Raw genomic sequence first — 26,059 nt, forward strand, 5'->3', positions numbered from 1 at the left:
TTGACAGGATGGCGAGGCGGGCCTTTCATCGCAATAGGGGCATATGCCCATATAGCGATGACGGAGAAGACGGATGCGGCTGCTGGTGGTGGGGGCCGGTGCGACCGGCGGGTATTTCGGCGGCCGCCTGGCCCAGGCGGGCAAGGATGTCACCTTCCTGCTGCGCCCCAAGCGCGCGGCGCAGATCCGCGAGCAGGGGCTGACCATCCTGGCCACCACGGGCGAATTCACCGTGAAGCCGCAGGTGGTCACGGCCGACCAGCTGCGCCCGGAATACGACGCCATCCTGCTGACAGTGAAGGCCTTCGCGCTGGAGGCCGCGCTGGCCGACCTCGCGCCCGCGGTGGGGCCCGGCACCATGGTGCTGCCCGTGCTGAACGGCATGCGGCACCTGGATGTGCTGTCGGAACGCTTCGGCGCCGGCGCCATCCCGGGCAGCCTGTGCAAGGTCGCCACCACGCTGGACGACCAGGGGCGCATCAAGCAGCTCGGCCCTTTCCACCAGCTGATCTATGGCGAGCGCGACGGCGGCATCACGCCGCGCATCCAGGCGCTGGACGCCTTCCTGCAAGGCGCCACCTTCACCGCCACCCTGTCCACTCACATCATGCGCGACATGTGGGAGAAGTGGATCATGCTGGCGACGCTGGGCTGCGTCACCTGCCTGATGCGCGGCACGATCGGTGAGATCGAGGCGGCCGCCGGCGGCGTGGAATTCGTGAACGCGGTGCTGGAGGAGATCCTGACCATCGCGCGCCTGACCGGCGAGGCACCGGGGGCCGCCTATGTCGAGGAAACCCGCAAGATGCTGACGACCAAGGGCTCGGGCGCCACCTCCTCGATGTACCGGGACCTGATGGGCGGCCTGCCCATCGAGGCGGACCAGATCGTGGGCGACCTGCTGAAGCGCGCGCGCGGCGCGGGCATCGCCACCCCGCTGCTGGGCGCGGTGTACGCCAATCTGCGCGTGTATCAGAACCGGCTGGAGGGCTAGTCAGCCAGCCGGCGCCGCCGCGGTTTAATCGGCGGTGATGCCCCGTTCGCGGATCACCTGGGCCCACATGGCGGTTTCCCGCTTCAGGCGCTCCGCGAAGACGGCCGGGGGTTCGCACACCACATCCATGCCCTGGGCGGCCAGCACCGGCGCGGTTTCGGGCGCGCGCAGCACCGTCTCGGTCAGTTCCGCGATGGCCTGCACCACGGGGGCGGGTGTCGCGCGCGGCACCAGCAGACCGTACCAGCTGGTCACGTCCATGCCCGGAAAGCCGCTTTCGGCGAGCGTCGGCACATCCGGCAGGGCGGGGGTGCGGGCGGCGGTGGTCAGGGCCACGGGCACGGCCCGGTTGTCGCGCACCAGCGGCAGGGCCACGGGCAGGTTGCTGGCCAGCAGCTGGATCTGCCCGTTCAGCAGGTCCGCCACGGCCTGGGTGGTGCCGCGATAGGGCACGTGCTGGATGTCGATCCCCGCGCGGCTGCGCAGCAGTTCCATGGCCAAGTGCAGCTGGCTGCCCACCCCCGGCGAGCCATAGGTGATGGCCCCCGGGTTCGCCTTGGCCTTCGCGATCAGGTCGGCCACCGAGCGGATGCCCGACTGCGTGCCGGCCAGGATGATGTTGGGCGTGGTGGCCATCATCGAAACAGGGGCGAAGTCGCGTTCCACCTCGAAGGTCAGGCCGCGCAGCAGGGTGGGGTTGATGGTCAGGTTGCCGGCGGGGATGACCAGCATGGTCGTGCCATCCGGCGTGGCCCGGCGCACCAGGTCGATGCCGATATTGCCCGCGCCGCCCGCGCGGTTGTCCACCGCCGCCGTCTGGCCGCCGCGGGCCTGGAAGCCCTGGGCCAGCGTGCGGGCCAGGATGTCGATCGGCCCGCCCGGAGTGAAGGGGGCGATCAGCGTCAGCGGCTTGCGCGGGAAGTCGGCGGGGGCGCCCGAAGTCTGGGCCAAGGCGGGGCTGGCCAGCAGCAGGCCGGGCAGGGCCAGGGTGTGGCGGCGCGTGGGCATCATGGGCGGGTTCCTTCCCGGGCGGAGAACCAGTGTTGCAGAAGGGCGGCCACCGCCGCCGGCGATTCCTGCGGCAGGGCATGGCCCGCGCCGGGGATCAGGTGCAGGGCGGAGCCTGCGGGCAGGGCGGCATGCAGCGCCTGGGCGTTGGCGGGGGGCGTCACCACATCCTCGGCGCCCGAGGCCACCAGGGCCGGCATGGCCAGGCGCGCGGCATCGGCCAGCAGGTCCCCCGCACCCAGCGCGTGCACGGCATCGGCATAGCCCGGCAGGTTCACGGCCCCCATCGCCCCGCGCACGGCGGCCAGCACGGCGGGCTTCTCCTCGGGGCGGAACACCAGGCGGGCGGCGCGCTTGGCGGCGAATTCGGCGGGGCCCAGCGCCCGCAGATCGTCGATGCGGGCGGCCACTTTCTCCGGCAACGGGGCGCCCGGCGGCACGCGATAGCCCAGCGCGGGCGACAGGAAGGCCAGCCCCGCCACGCGCGCGGGCGCGGCGGCCGCGAAGGCGCCGGCGAACAGGCAGCCCAGCGAATGGCCCAGCAGGCGCGCCCGCGTGATCCCCAGCGCGTCCAGCACCGCGCCCAGCCGCGCGGCATAGGCGGCGGGCACCGCCGTGCCCACCCGCGCCGAGGCCCCATAGCCCGGCGCCCACCAGGCCAGCAGGTTCCAGTCGGCGGGCAGGGCTTGCATCAGCGGCACCCAGCTTTCGGCGTTGCTGCCGATGCCGTGCAGCATCGCCAGCGCCGGGCCGTTCCCGGGGCGGTGCAGCAACTCGGTCTCGGCGAGGGTGAGGCGCTGCATGGGCGCTCCGCGATGGGTTGGATCAAATATGAACATAAGAGGCAAATACGAACGGAAATTACCCCCCACCCCCACCGATGTCGAGAGCTTGTCATCGTCCCGCCTTGCCGGATTGGCTATGCCATCTGGCTGCGCGGGGCAGGGCGCATGATGATGGCGGACTCCGCGCCGGCTTTTCACGGCGTTGCGGATCAGAGGGTTGGGTGTGGCACAGCTGGTATTTCTGCTTGTGGGTTCGGATTCGTTGCGGCGGCGCTGGTTCGTCGCGGCGGGGCTGGCGGTGGTGCTGCTCGCGCTGGGGCTGGCCGTGCTGGCCGATGCCTCGGCCTGGCTGACGCGCATCTGTTCCGTTCTGCTCGGCCTGGTGTTCCTGCTGCATGGCGCGCTGGTGCTGCTGGCGGCCATGGGCGGGGGGCTGGCCCAGGCCGGCCGCATCGACCTGCTGCGCGGGCTGGCGCTGATGGTGCTGGCCGTGCTGATCCTGGGCGCCCCGGTGGGCGGCAGCCTGGCCGCGGCCCTGCTGCTGGCCTGCGGCTTCGCCGTGGATGGGGGCCTGCGCATCTTCGGCGGGCTGCTGATCCGCTTCCAGGCCTGGCGCGGCGTCGTGTTCTGGGGCGCGGCGGAGATCCTGCTGGCCGTGCTGCTGGTGCTGGGCTGGCCCGTGCCGCACGGCCAGGCCATCCCCTTCGTGGTCAGCCTGCTGCTGCTGTATTCCGGCTGGGTGCTGCTGCGCCTCAGCCTCTCCCTGCGCGCGCTGGAGCCCGAGGCCGCCATCCTGCTGCTGCCGCTGTTCGGCGGGCGCGGCTGGCAGGACAACGCCCCGGTGCTGCTGGGCGACCCCGGCCCCGCCATCCCCGAGCACCCGCTGACCCTGCATGTCTGGACCCCCGTGGGCTCGGCCGAGGTCACCCGCCGCCGCCCGGTGGTGGACCGCTACGCCGCGGCGGTGGACCGCCATGGCGTCGTCTCCACCGGCCATATCGCGCTGGAGGCGGGCGCGCTCTACATCAGCCACTACCCGTTCGAGGAGGTGGGCCTGGACGAGCGCAGCTTCGCCCATGTGCTGCGCGCCACCGCCGAGAACGACGTGCGGGGGCGCTTCCAGCCCTCGCTGGCCGTCGAGGTGGCCGAATGGTGCGAGCCTGATGCCCGGCTGACCTTCCGCCGATACGACCAGCGCCGGCTGCGCGCCTATTGGGCCAGCTATCGGCAGGACGACACCTACAACGTCTCCAACCGCAACTGCGCCATCTGCGTGGTCACGGCGCTGGAGGCGGCGCTGGAAGGGCGGCTTGCCACGCCCAGGCCCTGGCTGCGCATCCTGCGCCTGTTCTGCAACCCGGACATCTGGATCGCCGCCATGCTGCGCAAGCACGCATCCTCCATCACCTGGACCCCGGGCTCCGTGCTCGACTACGCCCGCGCCCTGCGCAACGTGACGGAGCCGCATGAAAGCCACCCCGCCGAGCGCTTGCGCGCGGCGCTGCGGCTGCTGGTGCGCGGGGCATGAGCCGCCTGCTCTCCATGGCCGCCGTCATCGTCATGGCGACGATGTTCGGCCTGACCTACAGCCTCAGCGCGGCCCTGATCGCGCTCGACCTCGCGGCCCGGCAGTTGAGCGAGGCGGTGATCGGCGCCAATGCCGCCATGCACGCGGTGGGCGTGCTGGCCACCGCCATGGTGCTGCCCCGGCTGGTGGCGCGGGTGGGGGTGCGGCGGCTGGTGCTGGCTTCCCTGGTGCTGGCCGCGCTGGTGCTGCTGGGCCTGCCGCTGCTGCCCTTCCTGTGGCTGTGGTTCCCGCTGCGCTTCCTGCTGGGGGCGGCGTCCGAGGTGCTGTTCGTCCTCTCCGAGACCTGGATCAACAGCCTGAGCACGGAGGCCACTCGCGCCCGCGCCATGGCGGCCTATACCGCCGCCATGGCGCTGGGCTTCGCGCTGGGGCCGCTGATCCTGTCCTTGGTCGGGCGCGCGGGCATGCTGCCCTATGCCATCGGCGCGGGGCTCGCGCTGGCGGCCACGCTGCTCGTCGCCTCCCGCCATGTGCAGGCGCCGGTGTTCGACCGGCCGGCCCAGGGTGGGCCGTGGCACTACCTGCGCCTGGCGCCGCTGGCGATGGGCGCCACGGTGCTGAACGCCGCGATCGAGACGGCGGGCCTGTCCTTCCTGGCGCTCTACGCCGTGCATCTGGGCTGGCCGGAGGAGGAGGCGACGCGGCTGATCACCGCCATGATGATCGGCGCCATCCTGCTGCAACTGCCCATAGGCTGGCTGGGCGACAAGATGGACCGGCACCGGCTGGTCATTGCCCTGGCCATTGTGGCCGCGCTGGGGGCGCTGCTGTGGCCCTGGGTGCTGGGCGAGGCCTGGGCGGCCTATGCGCTGCTGTTCGTCTGGGGCGGGGCGTTCGTGGGCATCTACACGCTGATGCTGGCCGTGGTGGGCAGCCGCTTCCAGGGCAGCGAACTGGTCGGGATCTATGCCGTGATGGGACTGGCCTGGGGCGCGGGCGCACTGGCCGGGCCGCTGGCGGCAGGCATGGCGATGGAAGCCACACGCCATGGGCTGGCGTTCTTCGCGGCACTCGCCTGCGGGGCGTTCGCGGTGGTGGCGGTGGCGCTGCGGCGCGGTACGGGGGCGTCGCCCCCGTAAACCCCCACCAGAGGGCTCTGCCCTCTGGACACCCGCCAGGACCGTAGCGGCCCTGGACCCCGGGGAGTTGGCGCTACAGCTTGGAATGCCGTTCCCCTTGATTTTTATAAATGAAATTGGCGTCCCGCCTGCCAGGATGGGCACCAACCGATCCAGGTCCAGGACCGCTACGGTCCCTGGGGTGTGGGGCTTCGCCCCACGGTTTGGGCGGGGGTGTCGGGGGCGGGCGTGGGGCAACCCCCTGCATCACTTCAGCGACGCCCGGAACCGCCACAGTGCCAGCGCGAACAGCGCGCAGCCGATGCCCCCCAGCGCGATGAATTGCGGCCAGACCAGTTCCAGCCCGCCCGCGCGGTACAGGATGGTCTGGGCCAGCATCACGAAATGCGTGTTGGGCGCGGCCAGCATGATGATCTGCACCGCTTCCGGCATGCTTTCCCGCGGGGTGACGCTGCCCGAGAGCAGTTGCAGCGGCAGCAGCACCAGCATCAGCAGCAGCCCGAATTGCGGCATGGACCCCGCCATGGTCGCCAGGAACACGCCCAGCGAGGTGGTGGCGAAGATCTGCAGCGCCGCCCCCACCAGGAACAGCGGCACAGAGCCGTCGATCGGCACGCGCAGCGCCCCCTGCACCACCAGCAGCAGCGACAGCGCGCTGGCCGCCAGCACCACCAGCCCCATGGACCACAGCTTGGCCACCATGATCTCGAAGGGTGTGACCGGCATCACCAGCAGGTGCTCCACCGTGCCGTGCTCGCGCTCGCGGATCAGCGCCGCGCCGGTCAGCACGATCGACAGCATGGTGATGCTCATGATCACGTTCATGACGGAGCCGAACCACACTTGGTTCAGTTCCGGGTTGAAGCGCGCGCGCAGCACCAGCTCGACCGTGGAGGGGGCGGAACTGCTGTAGCGGCGGATGAAGCCGGTGATCTCGTTGGTCAGGATGTTCTGCACATAGCCGCTGCCGGTGAAGGCCTGGGTCATGCGCGTGGCGTCCACGTTCAGCTGCACGGTCGGGTTGCGCCCGGCCAGCAGGTCCCGCTGGAATTCGGGCGGGATGTCCAGCGCGAAGGCATCCAGCCCCGCATCCATCCGCCGGTCCATCGAGAGCTGGTCGATCATCTGCGGCATGGTGAAGAAGGGGGGGTAGAAGGCCTCCGTGATGCGGGTGGCCAGCGGGGAGCGGTCCTCGTCCACGATGGCGATGGGGGCGTGGTTCAGCGTCTCGGGCAGCGCCTTGGAGGCGCTGTAGATCTGCAGGGTGAAGGCATAGACCACCAGCATGATCAGCATGGGGTCCCGCGCCAGGCCGCGCAGTTCCTTGATGCCCAGGTGCAGGATGTGGGACAGCCGCATGGTTCAGCGCGCCTGCTTCTTCAGCAGCAGCGCCGCCAGCGCCACCAGGATGGGCCCCGCCGCCAACAGCGCCAGGTATTCGTTCGTGAAATCGGAAAAGCTCAGCGCCTTGGAGAACGCCCCGCGGGAGATGGTGACGAAGAAGGTGGCCGGGAACACCTGCCCGATCCAGGCGCCCGCACCCTCCAGCGAGGAGACGGGGTCGATCAGCCCCGAATAATGCACGCTGGGGATGATGGTCAGCACGGCGGTGCCGAAGATCGCGGCGATCTGGCTGTTCATGAAGGTGGAGATCAGCAGGCCGAGCGCCGTGGAACCCACGACATACAGCAGCGCCCCCAGCATGAAGGCCAGGAAATTGCCGGTGAAGGGCACGCCGAACAGGAACACGCCGCAGGCCGCCAGCAGCAGGAAGTTCACCATGGCCAGCCCCACATAGGGGATCTGCTTGCCCAGCAGGAATTCCAGCCGCGTCACCGGCGTGACGTAGAGGTTGACGATGGAGCCCAGCTCCTTCTCCCGCACCACGGACAGGCTGGCGAGCATGGCCGGGATGACCAGCAGCAGCAGCGGGATCACGGCCGGCACCATGGCCACCACGCTTTCCAGCGAGGGGTTGTAGCGATAGCGGGTCTCGATCTGGAACCCCAGCGAGGCGGCGGCGCTGCCCAGCAGCAGGCTGGCCTTGGCGCTGACCCAGGCGGCATGGATGCCCTGGGCATAGCCGCGCAGGGTCTCCGCGCGCTGGGGCATGGCGCCGTCGATCCAGGCGCCCACCTCCACATTCCGCCCGCGCGCCAGGTTCTGCGCGAAGCCGGTCGGGATCTCGATGGCCAGGCTGATCTCGCCGGCGCGCATCCGCTCATCCATCTCCGCGTGGCTCGCCAATGGCGGGCGCTGCACGAAATAGCGCGAACCCGCCAGGTTCAGCGCGTAATCCTGGCTGACCGTGGTCTGGTCCATGTCCAGCACGGCGAAGGGCAGGTCCTCCACATCCAGGCTGATGCCGAAGCCGATGACGAACAGCAGTAGCAGGCTGCCCAGCAGCGCCATGGTGGCGCGGATGGGGTCGCGGCGCAGTTCCAGCGCCTCCCGCCGGGTGTAGCTGAACATGCGCCGGGCGCTGAAGGGCTGGTGGCGGGCGGCGACGGGGGCCGCCGCGGCGGCGATGGGGGCTGCCTCCGGCGCCTTGTCCGTCACGGCCTCCAGATGGGCGATGAAGGCGTCCTCCAGCTTGGCCGTGCCTTGGCCCTGGATGATGGCGCGCGGCGTGTCGCTGACGAGCACGCGCCCCGCATGCATCAGGGAGATGCGGTCGCAGCGCTCCGCCTCGTTCATGAAATGGGTGGAGATGAAGATCGTCACCTTATCCTGCCGCGACAGCTCCAGCAGGATGCGCCACAGCCCGTCCCGCGCGATGGGGTCGAGGCCGGAGGTGGGTTCGTCCAGGATCAGCATCTCGGGCGCGTGGATCATGGCCACCGCCAGGGACAGGCGCTGGCGGATGCCCAGCGGCAGTGCGTCCGGCAGGGCGTCGCGCACCTCCGCCAGGCCGAAGCGGCTGACCATCTCCTCGACGCGGGCATCGCGGCCGGCGGCCGGCAGATCGTACAGCCGGGCATGCAGATCGAGGTTCTGCAGCACCGTCAGCTCGGAATACAGCGAGAACGCCTGGGACATGTAGCCGACATGGCGGCGGGTCTCGAGGTCGTTGGGGTTCACCTCGCGGCCGAACAGGCGCGCGCTGCCCTCGCTGGCCGGCAGCAGGCCGGTCAGCATCTTCATGGTGGTGGTCTTGCCGCAGCCGTTGGAACCGAGGAAGCCGAAGATCTCCCCGCGCGGGATGCTGAAGCTCACATGGTCCACGGCGGTGAAATCGCCGAAGCGCATGGTCAGGCCCTCGGCCTCGATGGCGGGCGGGCCGCCATCGGCGGCCAGGGGCGGGGGGATCACCACGGGCTGGTGCGCGCGGCGGGCTTCCTCCGGCAGCAGGGCGATGAAGGCTTCGTCCAGATTGGCGGTGCCGGTGCGGGCCAGCAGCTCGGCGGGGGTGCCGGTGGCCAGCACCCGGCCGTCATTCATCGCCACCAGCCAGTCGAAGCGCGCGGCTTCCTCCATATAGGCGGTGGCGACCAGCACGCTCATGCCCGGGCGACCGGCGCGGATCTGCCCGATCAGGTCCCAGAACTGCCGGCGGGAGAGCGGGTCCACCCCCGTGGTGGGTTCGTCCAGGATCAGCAGGTCCGGGTCGTGGATCAGCGCGCAGCACAGGCCGAGCTTCTGCTTCATGCCGCCTGAGAGCTTGCCCGCCGGGCGATCCGCGAAGGGTGCGAGGCCGGTGCTGGCCAGCAGCTCCGCGATGCGGCGCTCGCGCTCGGCCTTGCCGTGGCCGAATAGGCGGCCGAAGAAATCCACGTTCTCGGCGACCGACAGGGTCGGGTAGAGGTTCTTGCCCAGCCCCTGCGGCATATAGGCGATGCGCGGGCAGGCGGTGGCGCGGTGGGCGGCGTCGGCCATGTCCCCGCCCAGCACCTGCACATGCCCCTCCCGGATCGCATGCGCGCCCGCGATCAGCGACAGCAGGCTGGACTTGCCCACGCCATCCGGGCCGATCAGCCCGGTCATGCCGCCCGCCGGGATCTCCAGGGCGATGCCCTCCAGCGCGCGGGTGCGGCCGTAGCTGAGGCCGACCCCTTCAAGCCGGGCGACCGGTGCGGTCATGGGCTGCCATTGGGGCTGACATTGGCCGCGAGATGGGCGGGCCATTCGGCCTGCGCGTCCAGACGGACATAGGCCATGCCGGGCAGGCCGGTCTTCACCTGCAGGATGTAACGGCGCAGCAGCTCTGGCGCGATGCGCGCCCGCAGGCGGAACATCAGCTTCTCGCGCTCGGCCTGGGTTTCCACGCTGCGCGGGGTGAACTGCGCGACATCGGAGACGAAGGAGATGGTGGCCGGGATCACATAGCGCGGCGCGGCATCCAGGATGATCCGCGCCTCCGCGCCATAGGCCGCGCGCCCGGCCTGGGAGGTGGGCAGGAAGAAGGTCATGTACACGTCGGTCAGGTCGACGATGTTCAGCACCCGCCCGCCGGCGGCCACCACTTCCCCCGGCTGGGCCACGCGGTACTGCACCCGCCCGTCGCGCGGGGAGACCAGGGTGCTGTCGTTGATGTCGGCGGTGATGGCCTGGATGCTGGCCTCGGCCGCCACGATCGCGGCCTGGGCATCCACCACCTGGGACCGCGCGGCGCTGATCCCGGCCTCGCTGGCGGCCAGCTGCGCGCGGGCGGCGCCGAGGGCGGCCACCGCGCCCTGCACCCGGGCCCGGTCGTCGTCCAGCGTCTGCTGGGAGGCGGCGGGGTTGTTGCCGCGCGCCAGCTGGTCGGTGCGGGCGTAGCGGCGGTTGGCCGCGTCCAGCTCCACCTCCCGCTGGGAGACCACGGCCTGGGCGGAGGTGCGCTCGGCCTCGCGCTGGCGCACCACGCTGTTGGCGGTTTCCACCGAGATCCGGGCGCGCTCGCGCTGGGCCTCCGCCTGGTGGCGCTGGGCCTCCAGCTGGGTGGTGTCCATATGGGCGATCACCTGGCCGGCGGTGACGAAATCGCCCTCATTGGCCAGGATGTCGCGGATGCGGCCCGGGATCTTGGCGGCGATGTCGATCTCCACCGCCTGGATGCGGCCATTGCCGCTGGCGAAGCCCGCGGGCAGGCCCTGCGGGCGCAGTTCCAGCCAGGCATAGGTGCCCCCGCCCGCCGCCGCCACCAGCAGCGCGCCCAGCAGCCAGCGCCGCGCCTTCATGGCCGGGCCCCCGCCCCGGGCAGGTCTCGCCGGGGGCGTATGGAGGTTGCGCGGGCTGTCGTCATCGGGACATCACTTCCGTCTCGGGGTGGCGGCAGATGTATCATCTGCGGCAAGGGGCGCCTTGATCAAAATCAACGACCGTTGACCGGGCCGCAGGCTAGAAGCAGTCTCTGCCGAGATCAATGCGGAGATGGATCAATCCATGGCCAGCGAAGCCGTCCTCGCCCCTGTTCCCGCGCCCTCGGCCGCCCCCTTGGCTCATGGGAGCGCGACGCGGGCGCGCATCCTGCACGCGGCCATGCTGCGCTTCGCCCAATACCCGTATGAGGAAGCGCGGCTGCGCGACATCGCGGCCGATGCCGGGGTGGATGTGGCCCATGTGCACCGCAGCTTCGGCTCCAAGGCGCTGCTGTTCCAACAGGTGCTGAGCAGCGCCTTCCAGGCCCGCAAAATGCTGGAGGAGGACGGCCCCTTGGCCGAGCGCATGGTCGAGCGCCTGCTGGAACCCAGCCTGGACCGGGAGATGCGCCTGATCGACCCGCTGGACATTGTCATCCGCTCTCTGTTGAGCCGGGAGGCCATCCCCATCATCCGTGAGGCCCTGCTGCTGGAGGTGGTGGAGCCGCTGAGTCGCCGGCTGCCCGCGCCCGCGCCGCAGCGCGCGGCGCTGCTCGCCGCCTGCCTGGGTGGCATCAGCCTGTTCAGGAATGTCCTGCGGGTGGCCCCCCTGCAGGACGACGAGAGCCTGCGCCCGCTTGTTCACGATATTATCACCGCCGCCCTCGGTGAGGCGGATAAGATGGAAACCGCCTGATGTCCGACCTTCCCGCCATCCCCTTCCACACCCACCTGCCCCCGGCCCCGCGCAGCGAGGAACCGGTGGGGGAGGAAGGCTTCCTCGCCTTCGACCGCGTGATCGAGGCGATGAGCGCGCAGATGAGCGGCGGGATTTCCCCCGCCGCGCTGTCGCTCGCGCTGTATGACTGGTCCATCCACCTCGCCCGCTCCCCAGGCAAGCGATGGGAGCTGGCGACCAAGGCGATCCGCAAATCCTCGCGGTTCTGGAGCTTTGTGCAGGCGTGCGCCGGCGACAAGGATGCCTGTTGCATCGAGCCCCTGCCGGGCGACAACCGCTTCAGCCACCCCGCCTGGAAGCAGTTCCCCTGGAACACCATGGCCCAGGGTTTCCTGCTGCAGCAGCAATGGTGGCACAACGTGACGCGGGACGTGCCGGGCGTGGCCCCGCATCATGAGGAAGTGATCTCCTTCGCGGCGCGGCAGTTGCTGGACATGTTCTCGCCCTCCAACAACCCGTTCACCAACCCCGAGGTGCTGGACAAGACCCGCGAGACGGCGGGGATGAACTTCGTCAACGGCATCCGCAACTGGGCCGAGGATGTGGGACGGATGGTCAACAACCGCCCCCCCGTCGGCACCGAGGATTTCGAGGTGGGGCACGAGGTGGCCGTGACCCCCGGCCGCGTGGTGTTCCGCAACCGGCTGATCGAGCTGATCCAGTACGCCCCCACGACGGAGACGGTGCACCCCGAGCCCGTGCTGATCGTGCCGGCCTGGATCATGAAATACTACATCCTGGACCTGTCCCCGCAGAACTCGCTGGTGAAGTACCTGGTGGAGCAGGGGCATACGGTGTTCTGCATCTCCTGGCTCAACCCCGATGCCAATGACCGCGACCTGACGCTGGACGATTACCGCCGCCTGGGCGTGATGGCGGCGCTGGAGGCGGTGAACGCCATCCTGCCGGACCGCAAGGTGCATGCCACCGGCTATTGCCTGGGCGGCACGCTGCTGGCCCTGGCGACCGCCGCCATGGCGCGCGCGGGCGACGACCGGCTGGCCAGCATGACCATGTTCGCCGCCCAGACCGATTTCACCGAGCCGGGCGAGCTGGCCCTGTTCATCGACCACAGCCAGCTGCACATGCTGGAGAGCATGATGTGGAACCGCGGCTATCTGGCCGCGGACCAGATGGCCGGCGCCTTCCAGCTGCTGCGCAGCAACGACCTGGTGTGGTCGCGCGTGGTGCATGACTATCTGATGGGCGAGCGCTCGCCCATGATCGACCTGATGGCGTGGAACGCCGACAGCACCCGCATGCCCTACCGCATGCACGCCGAGTACCTGCAGCGCTTCTATCTGGACAACGAGCTGGCGGCGGGGCGCTTCCTGGTGGATGGCCGGCCGGCGGCGGTGCAGAACATCCGCATCCCCATCTTCGCGGTGGGGACGGAGCGCGACCATGTCGCGCCCTGGCGCTCGGTCTACAAGATCCATGATCTGACCAACACCGATGTCACCTTCGTGCTGACCAGCGGCGGCCACAATGCGGGCATCGTGAGCGAGCCCGGGCGGGCGCACCGGCATTTCCACATCGCCACCAAGGCGACGGCGGACATCTGCCTCAGCCCCGATGAATGGGCCGTGCAGTCCGAGGCACGGGACGGCTCCTGGTGGCCGGCCTGGGTCAGCTGGCTGGCGCAGCATTCGGGCGGCGAGCGCGTGGCGCCCCCCGCCATGGGCGCGCCCGCCAAGGGCTATCCGCCGCTGGAAGCCGCCCCCGGCACCTATGTGCTGCGCCGGTAGGGCCCGATGAACCAGAGCAACCGAAGCTTCGCCCAGATCGCCCTGGGCGATGCCGCCAGCCTGTCCCGCATCGTGGGCCGTGACGGGACGGAGCTGTTCGCCGCCGTCACCGGCGATGCCGACCCCGTGCATTTCGACCCGGCGCTGGCGGTGGCGGGTGCCGCCGGGCAGCTGGCGCCCCACGCCATGTGGAGCGCGGCCCTGGTGGCCGCCGTGCTGGCCACCGAACTGCCCGGCCCCGGCACCACCCTGCTGCGGCAGGAATGCGCCTTTCTGCGCCCGGTGGAGCCGGGCCAGTGCATCACCGCCACCGTCACGGTGCGGCAGAAGCTGGCGGCGGAAGGCCAGCTGCTGTTCGACACCATCTGCGTGAACCAGGATGGCGAGGAGGTGCTGCGCGGCACCGCCGCCGTGCTGCCCCCCGCCCAGCCCGCCGAATGGCCCTGCGCCGAGGAGGGCGAGGAACCCCGGCGCCGCCATGGCCGCTTCCGCTCCATCGTGGAGGAAGCGCGCGCCGGCGCGCCCATCCTGACCGCCATCGTGCATCCCTGCTCGGCCGCCGCGATCCTGGCCGCGCTGGAGATCCGCGACGAGGGGCTGGTGGAGCCCGTTCTGGTCGGGCCCGAGGCCAAGATCCGCGCCGCCGCCGAGGCCGCCGGCGCCTCGCTGGAGGGGCTGCGCATCGAGAACGCGGAGCACAGCCATGCCGCCGCCGCCCGCGCGGTGGAGATGGCCGCCAGCGGCCAGGTGCAGGCGCTGATGAAGGGCAGCCTGCACAGCGACGAATTGCTGGGCGCGGTGGTGGCCAGCGGTTCCGGCCTGCGCACGGAACGGCGGATCAGCCATGTCTATGTCATGGACGTGCCGGCCTATGCCAAGCCGCTGGTGGTGACGGACGCCGCCATCAACCTGGCGCCGACGCTGGAGCAGAAGCGCGACATCTGCCAGAACGCGATCGACCTGCTGCACAGCATGGGCATCGAGCAGCCCCAGGTGGCGGTGCTGGCGGCGGTGGAGACGGTGAACCCGCACATGCCTTCCACCCTGGATGCCGCCGCGCTGACCGTGATGGCGGCGCGCGGGCAGATCACGGGGGCCATGGTGGATGGGCCCCTTGCCTTCGACAACGCCATCAGCCTGGCCGCCGCGCGGACCAAGGGCATTGCCTCCCCGGTCGCGGGGCACGCGGACATCCTGCTGGTGCCGGACCTGGAGGCGGGGAACATGCTGGCCAAGCAGTTGATCTATTTCGCGGGCGCGGACGCGGCCGGGCTGGTGCTGGGCGCGCGGGTGCCCATCATCCTGACCAGCCGGGCGGACAGCCTGAAGACGCGCGTGGCCTCCGCCGCGCTGGCCAAGCTGGTGGCGATGCGCCGCGCGGGGGTGAAGGCATGAGCGAGCCCCTGTTGCTGACCTTCAACGCCGGGTCCTCCACCGTGAAGATCGGGCTGTTCAGCCTGGCCGACGGCGCGCCGCGCCGCATGGGCAAGGGCGTGATCGACCTGCGCAAGGAGCCGGTCAGCCTGCATCTGGTCGAAGGCCCCACCATCATCGACATCCCGCTGAAGGCCCCGGTGACGGAAGACCTGCACGGGCTGCTGGATGAGGCGCTGGGCTGGTTCGCGCATCATTTCGACCTCTCGGCCAGGGCCAGCGTGGTGGGCCACCGCATCGTGCATGGCGGGGACGTGTTCGCGGGGCCGGTGGTGATCGACGACGCGGCCTTGCAGGCCATCGCGGATTTGACGCCGCTGGCGCCGCTGCATCAGCCGCAGGGGGTGCGGCTGATCCGCGCCATTCGGCATCTGCGGCCCGGGCTGGTGCAGACGGCCTCCTTCGACACCGCCTTCCACCGCACCCAGCCCGAGGTGGCGCGGCGCTTCGCCATCCCGCGCGCCCTGCATGAGGAGGGCATCAAGCGCTACGGCTTCCATGGCCTGTCCTATCAGTTCGTGGCGGGGGCGCTGGCGCGGCGGTTCCCGGATTTCGCCGGCAAGAAGGTGGTGGCGGCGCATCTGGGCAGCGGCGCCAGCCTCTGCGCACTGGATGGCGGCATCAGCCGCGACAGCAGCATGGGCTTCTCGACGCTGGATGGCATTCCCATGGCCACGCGCTGCGGCGCGCTGGACCCCGGCGTGCTGCTGCACCTGCTGGGCGCGGGTGGGCGCACCCTGCCGCAGCTGGAGGACATCCTCTACCACCGCTCCGGCCTGCTGGGCCTGTCGGGCATCAGCGCCGACAGCCGCGACCTGCTGGAGAGCGCGGCGCCCGAGGCCGCCGAGGCCATCGCCGTCTTCGCCTTCCGCATCGCCGGTGAAGTCGCGCGGCTGGCCGCCAGCATGGGCGGGCTGGACGGCGTGCTGTTCACCGCCGGCGTGGGCGAGCACCAGCCGGCCATCCGCGCGGCGGTGGCCGAGCGGATGGGCTGGCTCGGCCTGTCGCTGGATGCCACGGCCAATGCGGCCAATGCCGCGCGGATCGACGCGGGCGGCCGCGTGGCCGCCTTTGTCATTCCGACCGACGAGGAACAGGTGATCGCCGATGAGGCGGCCGCGCTGACACATCAAAGGAATTAGGATGACCGGGATCGTGGATCTGGCGGGCAAGCGCTGCCTGGTGGTGGGCATCGCCAACGAGCACAGCATCGCCACCGGCTGCGCCCAGGCCTTCCGCGCCGCCGGCGCCGAGCTGGCCGTGACCTATCTGAACGAGAAGGCGCTGCCCTTCGTGCAGCCGGTGGCCGATACGCTGGGCGCGCCGCTGCTGCTGCCCTGCGACGTGCGCATCCCCGGCCAGCTGGAGGCGGTGTTCGACCGCATCGCCCGCGACTGGGGCCGGCTGGACGTGCTGCTGCATTCCATCGCCTTCGCCCCGCGGGAGGATCTGCAGACCAGCGTGACCAATTGCTCCGCCGAGGGCTTCGCGCTGGCCATGGATGTCTCCTGCCATTCCTTCATCCGCATGGCGAAGCTGGCGGCGCCGCTGATGAGCGAGGGCGGCAGCCTGCTGACCGTCAGCTTCTATGGCGCGGACAAGGTGGTGGAGAACTACAACATGATGGGCCCGGTGAAGGCGGCGCTGGAGGCCAGCGTGCGCTACATCGCGGCCGACCTGGCCCCCCGGCGCATCCATGCCCATGCCATTTCGGCCGGGCCCGTGAAGACGCGCGCGGCCAGCGGCATCGGCCGCTTCGACGAATTGCTGGACCGCACGCGGGACCGCACGCCCGCCCACCGCCTGGTCAGCATCGAGGAGATCGGGGCCATGGCGGCCTTCCTGGCCAGCGATGCGGGGATGCCGATGACGGGTTCCGTCACCTTCGCCGACCACGGGGCGCACACCATCGCCTGAGGCCCTTCAGGGCGCGCCGGGCCCGCTGGAGGTCCGCAGCGTGGCGGAATCGATGGTGACCTGGAAGGGCAGCAGCATCTCGTCGCTGCCCGAGCCCAGCGGCGAGAAATCGAGATAGCCGCTATAGGAGATCCAGGGCGCCCGGCCCTCGGCGATGATCTGCTCGAACAGGTTCTGGGGGGTGTCGATGCCGTCGATCTCCGGCCGGCCCAGCACGCCCGCCGCGAAGAAGGCCCGCGAGGCATGGGTCGAGCAGTTGTTCCCCGCGATCCGGAAGCCATCGGTCTTGGCCTTCATCGCGTACCAGCTGCCCTGGAACGCCTTGGCCCTGGCCGCGCCCACATTCAGCACCAGCACTGTGGACTGGCACGGAAAGGCCCGCGCATCCGTCATGTTGACGTAGTGGGGCCGCCGCGCCGCGAAATTTGAGTAGGCATAGACATAGCCATTGCCGACCAGCCCATCCCCGAAATACCCGACCGGCGCGCCCGAAGGCAGGACGCAGTCGCTGTGCCCGCCCCCTTCCTCGGCCGGGGCGGTGTGGGAGGTCTTGAAGCGGACGACGTATCCGATATGCCCGGGTTTTCCGAAGGGCAATGTATAGGTGGTTGCCATGAGGCAGGCTCCGCGAAGTCACGCCAAGCAGAACAGGGCAGGATGTCTGTGAAAGGCCGCGATCTTCTGAAAGGCGATCATGGAAAGAATGGGGCGGGACTGGGGTTTTCACCACATGTTGAGATGAACGGGCGCGCCGGCTGCCCGCGCGGACCCGCCTGATAGGTGGATGCCGCGCCGAAATCATCGCCCGATCGAGGGATGCGGGGCGTGAAAATGGCCGGGCGGGCCATGCCGGGGCGGCGTGCCGGGCTTGGCAAACTGGCGCCGATGGCCCCAGCATGCCATTGATGCAGAATACAAAATCCCGGCGGGTGTGATGGCGTCAGATCTTTTCCGGCTGCCCGCCTGGGCCGACCGCACCCGCGACCGCCCGGCGCGCCGCCCGCCCGACCTGCTGCATGGGCTGGAGGACTGGCCGCAACCCCTGCAAGGCTTGGCCCTGGCCTTGCAACAGGTGGCGCTGCAATCCGTCTATTGGCTGCTGCCGGGGCTGGCGGCCACCGCCTATGGGCTGGGGCCCGAGGGCGCGATGGGCATGATCTGTCTGTGCCTGGTCGCCACGGCGGTGGGCGGGGTGCTGCATGGGCTGTGGAAGGGGCCGGTGGGCTCGGGCTATGCGCTGCCCAACGTGCCCACGCCGGTGATGCTGGGCAGCTATTTGGCGGCGGCCTCGGCCGGGATTTCCTTCGCCGCGGCCGGCGCCACCCTGACAGTGGCGGCGTTGCTGGTGCTGGCGCTGTTCCTGGCCGTGCCGCGCCTGCTGGGGCTGATCCCGGCGGAGCTGAGCGGCGTGGTCGTGTTCATGATCGGCGTCAGCCTGTTGCCGCGCGCGCTGGACCTGGCGCTGCGCAGCGGCGGCCGCATGCCCCAGGGGCAATCCCTGCTGCTGATGCTCGGCATCGTGGGGCTGATGGTGGTGGCGGTGATCCTGCGCTGGCCGCTGTCGCGCTTCGCCGTGATCCTGGGCGGGGCGGTGGGCTGCGGCCTGGCCCTGGCGCTGACCGAGGGCAGCGACGGCAGCCAGAAATTCCTCGCCGCCGCCCCCTGGTTCGCCCTGCCCCGGCCGGTCTTGCCGGATTTCACGGGCATCACCCCGGGGCTGCTGCTGGTCACGGTGGTGGGGTGCCTGTGCTGCCTGCCGTCATGGCTGGGGGATCTGCTGACCTTCCAGCGCACGCTGGATGCCGGCTGGACCCGGCCGGACCCGGCACCCTTGCGGCGCGGCGTGGTGGCGGGCCTGTTGTCCATGGCGCTGTCCGGGCTGTTCGGGGGGTTCGGGGCGGGCACGTCCTCGGCCTGCGTGGGGCTGGCGGTGTCCACCCGCTCGCTCAGCCGGGTCATCACCTTCATCGGCTCCGGCATTCTGCTGCTGCTCGCGTGCTCGCCGAAGCTGGTGGCGCTGTTCGTGCTGATGCCGGGGCCGGTGGCCGCCGCCATGGTGGCCTTCGTGGGCTGCTTCATGCTGGCGGGCGGCACGGCGCTGATGACCGCGCGGGTGCTCGACCCCCGCCGCACCTGCTGCGTGGGGATGGGCCTCGCCGCCGGCCTGATGGCGCTGGCCCGGCCCGACCTGTTCCTGGCCTACATGCCGCAGGCCCTGGTCTCTCCCGTCACGCTGTCCTTCTGCACGGCCTTCCTGCTGCATCTGCTGACGCTGCCGATGGTGAAGCGCCGGACCAGCGCCACCGTGGCGCTGGAGGCACGCTCCTTCGACGCCTTCGTGCAGGAGATGGCGGGACTGTGGGCCCTGCGCCGCGCCACGGCGGACACGATCAGCCACGCGCTGCTGGAACTGGCCGAGATCCTGATGGCGCGCGGGCTGGAGAAAGCCACGCTGCGCGCCAGCTTCTCCGACGGGCTGGTGCGGGTCACGATCATGCACGAAGGCCCGGTGCTGCCCACGCCCAGCATGCGGCCGCGCGCGGAAGACCTGGCCGGCAGCGCCGCGGCGCAGGAAAGCTTCGCCATGTGGCTGGCGGCGCGGGAGGCGGTGGAATGCCACCGGCGCAGCCGGAACGGGGTGTCGAGCGTGACGCTGGAGTTCAGGGATTGAGAGGGGCGTCGCCCCTCCCGAAACCTCCCGCCGGGCGGAGCCCCCTTATGCCGCCGCCATCTTCCGGGCCAGCCATTCCCCGATCATCACGCAGGTGAAGTGCGTGTTGGCCCGGCAATCGGTCGGCATGATCGCGGCGTCCGCCACGCGCAGCCCTTCCAGGCCTTTCACGCGCAGGTCCGGGTCCACCACGCCGCGCGGGTCTTCATAGGCGGTCATTTTGCAGGTGCCCGCGGCATGCTGTATGTCGCCGGCCTGCTCCAGCATCAGCTGGTCCAGCGTCTCCGGCGGCAGGCCGGCGGCCTCCCGCATCGAGAGCTGGGTCTCACCGAAGGTGATGCTGTGCGCGATGCCGGCCAGGGTGGGCTGTTCGGCCAGGTCGGCCAGGCGGCGGATGGCGTCGCGCATGCGCAGCCGGTCGCGCGCGTCGTCCAGCATGTTCTCCTCGACGGTCGGGTCGATCTCCGGGTCGGCGGAGCGCAGGGTGATTTCCCCGCGGGAGAAGGCGTTGTACAGCCCCGCCGCCACGGCGCCGTCCGGGTTGGGCACGTCGCCCGCCGGCAGGTTGCGGTGGTTGAAGCCGATCAGGATCATGTCCCGCTCGCCCCCGCCCCCCAGCCCCGAGGTATAGGTCACGCAGCAATTGGTGTGCCGCGCGGAGGGGTCCTTGCAGGCCAGCTCCTCCTTCAACGCGATGGTGGCGCGCAGCACCGGGTGGTCCATGAAGTGCTTGCCCACATGGGGCATGTCCCGCACCACCGGAATGCCAAGCGCGGCGAGTTCAGCGGCGGGGCCGAGGCCCGAGCGCAGCAGGATGGCCGGCGAATGCACCGCACCCGCGCACAGCACGATCTCGCGGCCCGAAATCTCCTGCCAGACGCCATCCAGGCGCACGCGCAGGCCGGTGGCGCGGCCCTGGCTCACCAGCACCTTGTCCACCAGCGCGCCGCCCCGGATCTCCAGGTTCGCGCGGCCACGGGCGGGTTCCAGATAGCCGTCATTGGTCGTGACGCGCTGCAGCCCCCGGCTGTTGATGGGATAGCAGGCGACACCCTCGCCCTCGGCCGCGTTCACATCCGGGTTCCAGGGATAGCCGAGTGCCAGCGCCGCGTCGCGCAGGCCCTTGTCCACCGGGCCCCATGTCTCCTGCGGGGCGCGATAGACGGGGATGGGGCCGCCCTGGCCGTGATGGGGCACGCCGGCCATTTCCGGGTCGTCCTCCATCTTGGCGAACAGGGGCAGCACTTCCTTCGCGGACCAGCCCTCGCAGCCGGCCTCGGCCCAGCCGTCGAAGGCGGCGGCGACACCCCAGATGGCGATCTGGGCATTGACCAGGGAGGACCCGCCCAGCGCCTTGCCGCGCCAGTAGAATTTCGGCTCCTGCGCCTTGGTGCGCCGGGTCATCAGCCCGGGCCACTGCCATTCGGCCTGGTGGCGCGGGTCGTGCATGAAGGGGATGATATTGGCCGAGCGCGCGGCGGCGGGGGCCTCGGCGGCGCGCCAGTCGCGCCCTGCCTCCAGCAGCAGCACACGGCGCTTGGGGTCCTCGGACAGGCGCCCGGCCAGGGCGGCACCGGCGGAACCGGCGCCCACGACGATCACATCATACATGCGCGTTCTTTCAGACTGGATGAGAGTGTGGGGCGGCGGGGGCGCCGCCCCCATGCATCACCGCTTCTCGACGTTCCAGAACAGCGGAATCGCCGAGGGGATCAGGTTGCGCAGCGTGTTGCGATAGGCGGCGGGCTGCGCGAACTGCCCCCAGGGCACGGCCACGCCCTGGCTGTAGACGATCTCCTGGATCTCGCCCGCGATGGCGCGGCGCGCTTCCGCGTTGGGCGCGCGGGCGAAGGCGCCGAACAGTTCCGTCATGCGCGGGAAGCACATGAAGCCGGCGCCGCCCGAATCCTGGCAGTTGAAGTTGATGACCGAATTGGTCAGCGGGTTGCCCAGATCGACGTTCAGCGCGTGCACGCCATAGGCATGCCAGCCCTCGCGCCGGGTGCGGCGGGCCAGCAGCGTGGCCCAATCCGTCACCTGCGCGTCCACGTTGAAGCCGGCGCGGCGCATGCGGTCGGCCAGGATCTCGGTGGAGACGCGCGCGGCCTCCAGGTCCGACGCCACCATCAGCACGATGGGTTCGTTGTTGTAGCGCGTGGCGCGCAGGGCGGCGCGGGCGGCCTCGATGGAGGGGTTGGCCAGGGCCGCGATGCCGGCGTCGGATTCATTGGGCCCACCGCAGGTGAAGAAGGCCGGGCAGGTGCGGGCATAGCGCTGGTCCAGGCCGAAGCCCGCCATCACCTCACCCTGGTCCACCAGCCGCAGCAGCACGGCGCGGATGGCGGGGTCGTTGAAGGGGGGGGCCGCGTGGTTCAGCCGGAAATGGCCGGTGAACATGTGCGCGCCGGTGAAGTTCTGCACCGTGATGCGGCGGTCGCGCTCGAAGCTGCGCAGCAGGTCGAAGGGCGCGTACTGCATGTAGTCGATCTCGCCGGCCTGCAGCGCCGCGGCGGCGGTGCCGCCATCCGGCACCACCCGGATGTCCAGCGCGTCGATCAGCACGCGCTTGCCGCCGGCCAGGAAGTCCGCGGGCTCATCGCGCGGCACATAGTTGGGGTTGCGGCGCAGCAGCATGCGGTCGCCCGGCCGGTGGTCGGCGCGGGAATAGATGAAAGGGCCGGAGCCCACGATCTCCGTGATGCGCTCCGTGCCCGGGGTGCGGGCCAGGCGTTCCGGCATGATGAAGGGGGTGGGAGAGGCCATGGTGCCGAGCGTCTCGATCACCAGCCCGTAGGGTTCCTTCAGCACCAGCACGAAGGTCTTGTCGTCCCGCGCGGTCAGGCTTTCGGTCACGTCCATCAGCCGCCCGCCCAGCGCGGCCCGCGTGGCCCAGCGCCGCAGGGAGGCCACGACATCGCGCGCCGTCACCGGGCTGCCGTCATGGAAACTCAGGCCGTCGCGCAGCGTGAAGGTCCAGGTCAGCCCGTCGGCCGAGACGGTGTGCCCGCGCACCATCTGCGGGCGGTAGTTGAAGTTGCTGTCGGGCGCATACAGGGTGTCGAACACCATGTAGCCGAAGGTGCGGGTGATGTAGGCGCCGATATAATGCGGGTCGAGCGTGACGATCTCGGCCTCCAGCACGGCGGTCAGGTTCGCGGCGGGGGCGGGTTTCGGCGCCCCGGTCAGGCCCGCCAGGGCCAGGCCCACGCCCAGGGCCATGCCGCCCAGCCTTCTCATCACACGCATCGTTCAGGTCCCCGTTGTTCCGGGGCTGGATGCTGTGGGCGGTAACCGGTGGTGTCAACGCGGCGGCCGGGCGGCCTGGGGCGGGGCGGGCGGATGCCCCGCCCCGTTTGGCGGCAATCAGGCCGCGCGGTGCTCCGGAATGGGCGAGGCCACGGGCTGCCCGGCCAGGAATTGCGCCACGTTCTTCCGCAGCAGCTCGATCGAGGCCTCCCGCACCTCCGGCGCCCAGGAGGCCATGTGCGGCGTCAGGATCACGTTCTGCAGCGTGCAGAGCGCGGGCGGGATCTTCGGCTCTTCCTCGAACACGTCCAGGGCCGCGCCCAGGATGGTGCGCTCCGTCAGGGCCGCGATCAGGGCCTCGGTGTCCACCACGCTGCCGCGGCCGATATTCACCAGCAGCCCCTTGGGGCCCAGCGCCTTCAGCACCGCAGCGTTCACCATGTGGAAGGTGGCGGCCCCGCCGGGGGCGGCGACGATCAGGTGGTCCACCTCGGTGGCCAACGCCAGCACATCGGGCACATGCCGCCAGGGCAGATGCGCGCGCGGGGTGCGGGTGGTGTAGCTGATGCGCATGTCGAAGGCCTCGGCGCGGCGGGCGATGCGCTCGCCGATGCCGCCCAGGCCGATGATGCCCAGATGCTTGCCGGTGGCGGTGGGGCGGGGGCCGAGGTCGTTGCGCCAGGTGCCCTGGCGGGCCAGGCGGTCCGCGCGCGGAATGTCGCGCATCAGCGCCAGCAGCAGGCCCATGGCGTGGTCGGCCACGGCCGCCGCGTTGGTGCCGGCGCCATGGGTCACGATCAGCCCGCGCGCCAGCGCCGCCTTCACGTCGATGTTCTCATACCCCGTGCCCAGGCAGCAGATCAGGCCCAGCCCGGGCAGCAGGTCCATCTGCGCCGCGCTCGCCCCGGTGAAGCCGGAGGTGACCAGGATGCGCGCGCGGGCGCGGATTTCGGGGTCCAGGCCCTCGATGCCTGTCTTGTGCGCTTCATGGATGGTGAACCCCTCGCCCAGCACATCCCGGTAGGCGGGGGAATCCGACAACAACACCACATCCGTCATATCGACACTCTCTTCTCGGTAGGAACTCAGGAACTCTTCACCGCGACGCGCAGCATGCTGACGGCGGCGGCCAGCAGCGCGATGGTGGCACCGCCCAGCAGCGCCGCCATGCCCCCCGCATCGCCCAGCGAGGCCAGCAGCAGGGCGGCCAGCGCCGCCCCCAGGGATTGCCCCAGCATGCGCGCGGTGCCCAGCATGCCACTGGCGGCCCCGCTGCGCCCAGGCGGGGCGGTGCTGATCAGCACCCGGTTGTTGGGCGACTGGAAACAGCCGAAGCCCAGCCCGCACAGCATCATCCGCCAGCCCACATCCCAGGCTGCCGCTTGGTCCGGCAGCAGCCCCAGCCCCGCCAGCCCCGCCGCGAACAGCAGCAGCCCGATGGCCCCCAGCAGCCCGGTGGAGATGCGGTCCGCCAGCCAGCCCGCCGCCACCGCGCTGGCCATGGAGGCAGCGGGCCAGGGCGCCATCAGCAGCCCGATCATGGCCGCCCCGCCGGCGGCGTGGCGCTCCAGGAAAAACGGCAGCGCCACCAGCGCCAGCATCTGCGCCGTGAAGGAGGAGATGGAGACCAGCACCGACAGCCGGAACAGCGGGATGCGGAACAGGTCGACCGGCAGCATGGGGGCGGCGCGCCCCGTTTCCCGCAGCACCAGCAGCGTGCCGGCGGCCAGGCACAGCACGGCCTGCGCCGCCACCAGCCAGGCCGGGTGCCCTTGCGCCAATGCATTCGCGGTGGACAGGAAACTGCCGATGGTCAGCGCGCTGAGCGCGGCCTCCGCCGGGTCGAACTTGCGATGGGCGCGCGGCGTTTCCGGGATGGAGAGCAGCGCCAGCACCAGTGCCACGAGCCCGATCGGCACATTCACCAGGAACAGCCAGTGCCAGCCCCCCAGCGCCAGCAGCGCCGAGCCCAGCGGCGGGCCCACCGTGGCCGAGACGCTGGCGATGAAGCCGTTGATCCCCACCCCCTGGCCCAGCAGCCGGCGCGGATAGACGAAGCGCAGGATGGCGATGTTCACGCCCAATATGCCCGCGCTGCCCAGCCCCTGCAGGACGCGCCAGGCGGTCAGGCTGGCCAGCGATCCCGCCTGCGCCGCGCCCAGCGAGGCCAGGGTGAAGGCCACCAGCCCGGTCAGATAGACACGGCGATAGCCATAGATCTCGCCCAGCGCGGCGAAGGGCAGCAGGCAGGCCGCCATCGCCACCTGAAAGGCGCTGACGACCCAGATCGCCTCGCTGGGCGTGGTCTGCAATTCGCGCCCCAGCACCGGCAGGGCCACGTTGATGATGCTGGCGCTGACGGCGGACAGGAACACCGCCATCGCCATGGTCGCGATGGCCAGGTAGCGCTGCGGCGTGGGGATGCCGTCCTCTCCCTGGGCGACAATCCTGGGGGCCAGGATCATGGGCGGATCACTGGTCCGCCACGATCTTGTTGCCGGCCGGCAGCCAGCTGGCCAGCACCCGGTCCCCGGGCTGCGCGCCGGAGGCACCTTGCGCCCCGCCCGCGCGGTTGGCGACATAGGCCAGCAGGGGCTCGCCATCGTCCAGCCGCATGTACACATGGGTCATCTGGCCGCGATACACCACCTGCTCCACCACGGCGGGGGTGCCGTTCGGGGGGGCGGGGGCGTCGGGTGGGGAGAGGTCGATCGCCTCCGGCCGCACGGCCACCAGCACGGGGGCGCCGCCTTCCTGTCGGGGCACCAGCAGCTGGCCCCCGCCCGCCAGCTTCAGCATCGTGCCGTCCGGCTGCTGCCCGGCCACCGTGCCGCGCAGGAAATTCGCGGCCCCGATGAAGCCCGCGACGAAGCGGTTGGCGGGCTGGCTGTAGATCTCCTCGGGCGTGCCCACCTGTTCCAGCCGGCCGCCGCGCATGATGACGATGCGGTCGGCCAGCGTCATCGCTTCCTCCTGGTCATGGGTGACCAGGACCGCGGTGATGCCCAGGCGGCGCTGCAACTGGCGCAGCTCCACCTGCATGCTCTCGCGCAGGTTCTTGTCCAGCGCGCCCAGCGGTTCGTCCAGCAGCAGCAGCGTGGGTTCGATCACCAATGCGCGGGCCAGGGCCACGCGCTGCTGCTGCCCGCCCGAGAGCGCCGCCGGCAGGCGGTCCGCGAAGGCGCCCAACTGCACCAGCGCCAGGGCGTCGGCCACGCGCTTCGCGGTCTCGGCCCTGCCCACGCCGCGCATCTGCAACCCGAAGGCCACGTTCTGCGCGATCGAGAGGTGCGGGAACAGCGCGTAGTTCTGGAACAGCATGCCGATGTTGCGCTTGTGCACCGGCACCCTGGTCACGGGCGTGCCGCCGATCAGGATGTCGCCCGCGCTGGGCTCCACCAGCCCGGCCACCATGCGCAGGGTGGTGGTCTTGCCGCAGCCCGAGGGGCCCAGCAGCGCCACCATCTCCCCGGCCGCGATGCGCAGCGTCACGCTGTCCACCGCGACATTGCGGCCGTAATGCTTGGTCAGCCCCGACAGGGCCAGATCGACAGGCTGGGCCGCCACCGCG

General features: G+C 70.7%; 20 protein-coding genes. 9 read left to right on the forward strand and 11 right to left on the reverse strand.

All coding sequences use genetic code 11. From position 1 onward, the window contains the following. Positions 1-73: 73 nt before the first annotated feature. Complete coding sequence (locus GT007_RS10665; RefSeq protein ID WP_160121596.1) at positions 74-994, forward strand: ketopantoate reductase family protein; 921 nt, start codon at positions 74-76, stop codon at positions 992-994. 24 nt (positions 995-1,018) lie between these two features. Here GT007_RS10665 and GT007_RS10670 read toward each other — a convergent pair whose 3' ends face one another. After that, complete coding sequence (locus tag GT007_RS10670) at positions 1,019-2,005, reverse strand: Bug family tripartite tricarboxylate transporter substrate binding protein (protein ID WP_160121598.1); 987 nt, start codon at positions 2,003-2,005, stop codon at positions 1,019-1,021. Then, complete coding sequence (locus tag GT007_RS10675; RefSeq protein WP_160121599.1) at positions 2,002-2,805, reverse strand: alpha/beta fold hydrolase; 804 nt, start codon at positions 2,803-2,805, stop codon at positions 2,002-2,004. Before GT007_RS10675 ends, GT007_RS10670 begins: the two co-directional genes overlap by 4 nt. Before the next feature lie 244 nt (positions 2,806-3,049). Here GT007_RS10675 and GT007_RS10680 point away from each other — a divergent pair, with 244 nt between their 5' ends. Continuing rightward, entirely contained in the window at positions 3,050-4,315 is a 1,266-nt protein-coding gene (locus GT007_RS10680; RefSeq protein WP_160121600.1) for a protease, read from the forward strand. Further along, positions 4,312-5,454, forward strand: a complete 1,143-nt coding sequence (locus GT007_RS10685; RefSeq protein WP_160121601.1) for an MFS transporter — start codon at positions 4,312-4,314, stop codon at positions 5,452-5,454. The genes GT007_RS10680 and GT007_RS10685 overlap by 4 nt, the downstream gene beginning before the upstream one ends. Before the next feature lie 246 nt (positions 5,455-5,700). On the opposite strand, the gene GT007_RS10690 is transcribed toward GT007_RS10685, so the two are convergent. The 3 genes from GT007_RS10690 to GT007_RS10700 are packed head-to-tail and all read right to left on the reverse strand — an operon-like array spanning position 5,701 to position 10,613. Next, positions 5,701-6,813: an ABC transporter permease gene (locus tag GT007_RS10690; RefSeq protein WP_160121602.1), complete on the reverse strand. Its 1,113-nt coding sequence runs from the start codon at positions 6,811-6,813 to the stop codon at positions 5,701-5,703. A 3-nt stretch (positions 6,814-6,816) separates the two neighbouring features. Beyond that, a complete protein-coding gene (gene rbbA / locus GT007_RS10695; RefSeq protein WP_160121603.1) occupies positions 6,817-9,534 on the reverse strand; it encodes a ribosome-associated ATPase/putative transporter RbbA in 2,718 nt (905 codons plus the stop codon). Next, complete coding sequence (locus GT007_RS10700) at positions 9,531-10,613, reverse strand: HlyD family secretion protein (protein ID WP_160121604.1); 1,083 nt, start codon at positions 10,611-10,613, stop codon at positions 9,531-9,533. The genes rbbA and GT007_RS10700 overlap by 4 nt, the downstream gene beginning before the upstream one ends. A gap of 205 nt (positions 10,614-10,818) precedes the next feature. Here GT007_RS10700 and GT007_RS10705 point away from each other — a divergent pair, with 205 nt between their 5' ends. Genes GT007_RS10705 through fabI form a run of 5 tightly spaced genes read left to right on the forward strand, consistent with a single transcriptional unit; the run spans position 10,819 to position 16,571 of the window. Continuing rightward, the gene (locus GT007_RS10705) at positions 10,819-11,430 is read left to right on the forward strand and encodes a TetR/AcrR family transcriptional regulator (RefSeq protein WP_160121605.1); all 612 of its coding nucleotides are present in this window, start codon (positions 10,819-10,821) and stop codon (positions 11,428-11,430) included. Next, positions 11,430-13,220 carry a PHA/PHB synthase family protein gene (locus tag GT007_RS10710; RefSeq protein ID WP_160121606.1) on the forward strand — a complete coding sequence of 597 codons (1,791 nt, stop codon included), beginning with the start codon at positions 11,430-11,432 and terminating at the stop codon, positions 13,218-13,220. Before GT007_RS10705 ends, GT007_RS10710 begins: the two co-directional genes overlap by 1 nt. A 6-nt stretch (positions 13,221-13,226) precedes the next feature. Beyond that, a complete protein-coding gene (locus tag GT007_RS10715) occupies positions 13,227-14,615 on the forward strand; it encodes a bifunctional enoyl-CoA hydratase/phosphate acetyltransferase (RefSeq protein ID WP_160121607.1) in 1,389 nt (462 codons plus the stop codon). Then, complete coding sequence (locus GT007_RS10720) at positions 14,612-15,796, forward strand: acetate/propionate family kinase (protein ID WP_160121608.1); 1,185 nt, start codon at positions 14,612-14,614, stop codon at positions 15,794-15,796. Before GT007_RS10715 ends, GT007_RS10720 begins: the two co-directional genes overlap by 4 nt. Position 15,797: 1 nt before the next feature. Beyond that, positions 15,798-16,571, forward strand: a complete 774-nt coding sequence (fabI, locus tag GT007_RS10725; RefSeq protein ID WP_160121609.1) for an enoyl-ACP reductase FabI — start codon at positions 15,798-15,800, stop codon at positions 16,569-16,571. Positions 16,572-16,577: 6 nt separating this feature from the next. Here the strand turns inward: fabI and GT007_RS10730 are convergent, their stop codons facing one another. Next, positions 16,578-17,186: a hypothetical protein gene (locus GT007_RS10730; protein ID WP_160121610.1), complete on the reverse strand. Its 609-nt coding sequence runs from the start codon at positions 17,184-17,186 to the stop codon at positions 16,578-16,580. Positions 17,187-17,505: 319 nt separating this feature from the next. On the opposite strand from GT007_RS10730, the gene GT007_RS10735 reads away from it, so the two are divergent. Then, entirely contained in the window at positions 17,506-19,242 is a 1,737-nt protein-coding gene (locus GT007_RS10735; protein WP_160121611.1) for a solute carrier family 23 protein, read from the forward strand. Positions 19,243-19,287: 45 nt separating this feature from the next. On the opposite strand, the gene GT007_RS10740 is transcribed toward GT007_RS10735, so the two are convergent. From GT007_RS10740 to GT007_RS10760, 5 genes are all read right to left on the reverse strand, one after another. Beyond that, the gene (locus GT007_RS10740) at positions 19,288-20,853 is read right to left on the reverse strand and encodes a GMC family oxidoreductase (RefSeq protein WP_160121612.1); all 1,566 of its coding nucleotides are present in this window, start codon (positions 20,851-20,853) and stop codon (positions 19,288-19,290) included. A gap of 57 nt (positions 20,854-20,910) precedes the next feature. Further along, positions 20,911-22,479: an ABC transporter substrate-binding protein gene (locus GT007_RS10745; protein WP_236571600.1), complete on the reverse strand. Its 1,569-nt coding sequence runs from the start codon at positions 22,477-22,479 to the stop codon at positions 20,911-20,913. Between the two features lie 126 nt (positions 22,480-22,605). Beyond that, on the reverse strand, positions 22,606-23,547 hold the full coding sequence (locus tag GT007_RS10750; RefSeq protein ID WP_160121613.1) for a 2-hydroxyacid dehydrogenase: 942 nt from the start codon (positions 23,545-23,547) through the stop codon (positions 22,606-22,608). Positions 23,548-23,573: 26 nt separating this feature from the next. Further along, positions 23,574-24,953, reverse strand: a complete 1,380-nt coding sequence (locus tag GT007_RS10755) for an MFS transporter (protein ID WP_160121614.1) — start codon at positions 24,951-24,953, stop codon at positions 23,574-23,576. A 7-nt stretch (positions 24,954-24,960) separates the two neighbouring features. After that, positions 24,961-26,055 carry an ABC transporter ATP-binding protein gene (locus tag GT007_RS10760; RefSeq protein WP_236571601.1) on the reverse strand — a complete coding sequence of 365 codons (1,095 nt, stop codon included), beginning with the start codon at positions 26,053-26,055 and terminating at the stop codon, positions 24,961-24,963. Positions 26,056-26,059 lie beyond the last annotated feature (4 nt).

The sequence above is a fragment of the Rhodovarius lipocyclicus genome (assembly GCF_009900765.1).
In the GTDB taxonomy this organism is placed as follows: Bacteria; Pseudomonadota; Alphaproteobacteria; order Acetobacterales; family Acetobacteraceae; genus Rhodovarius; species Rhodovarius lipocyclicus.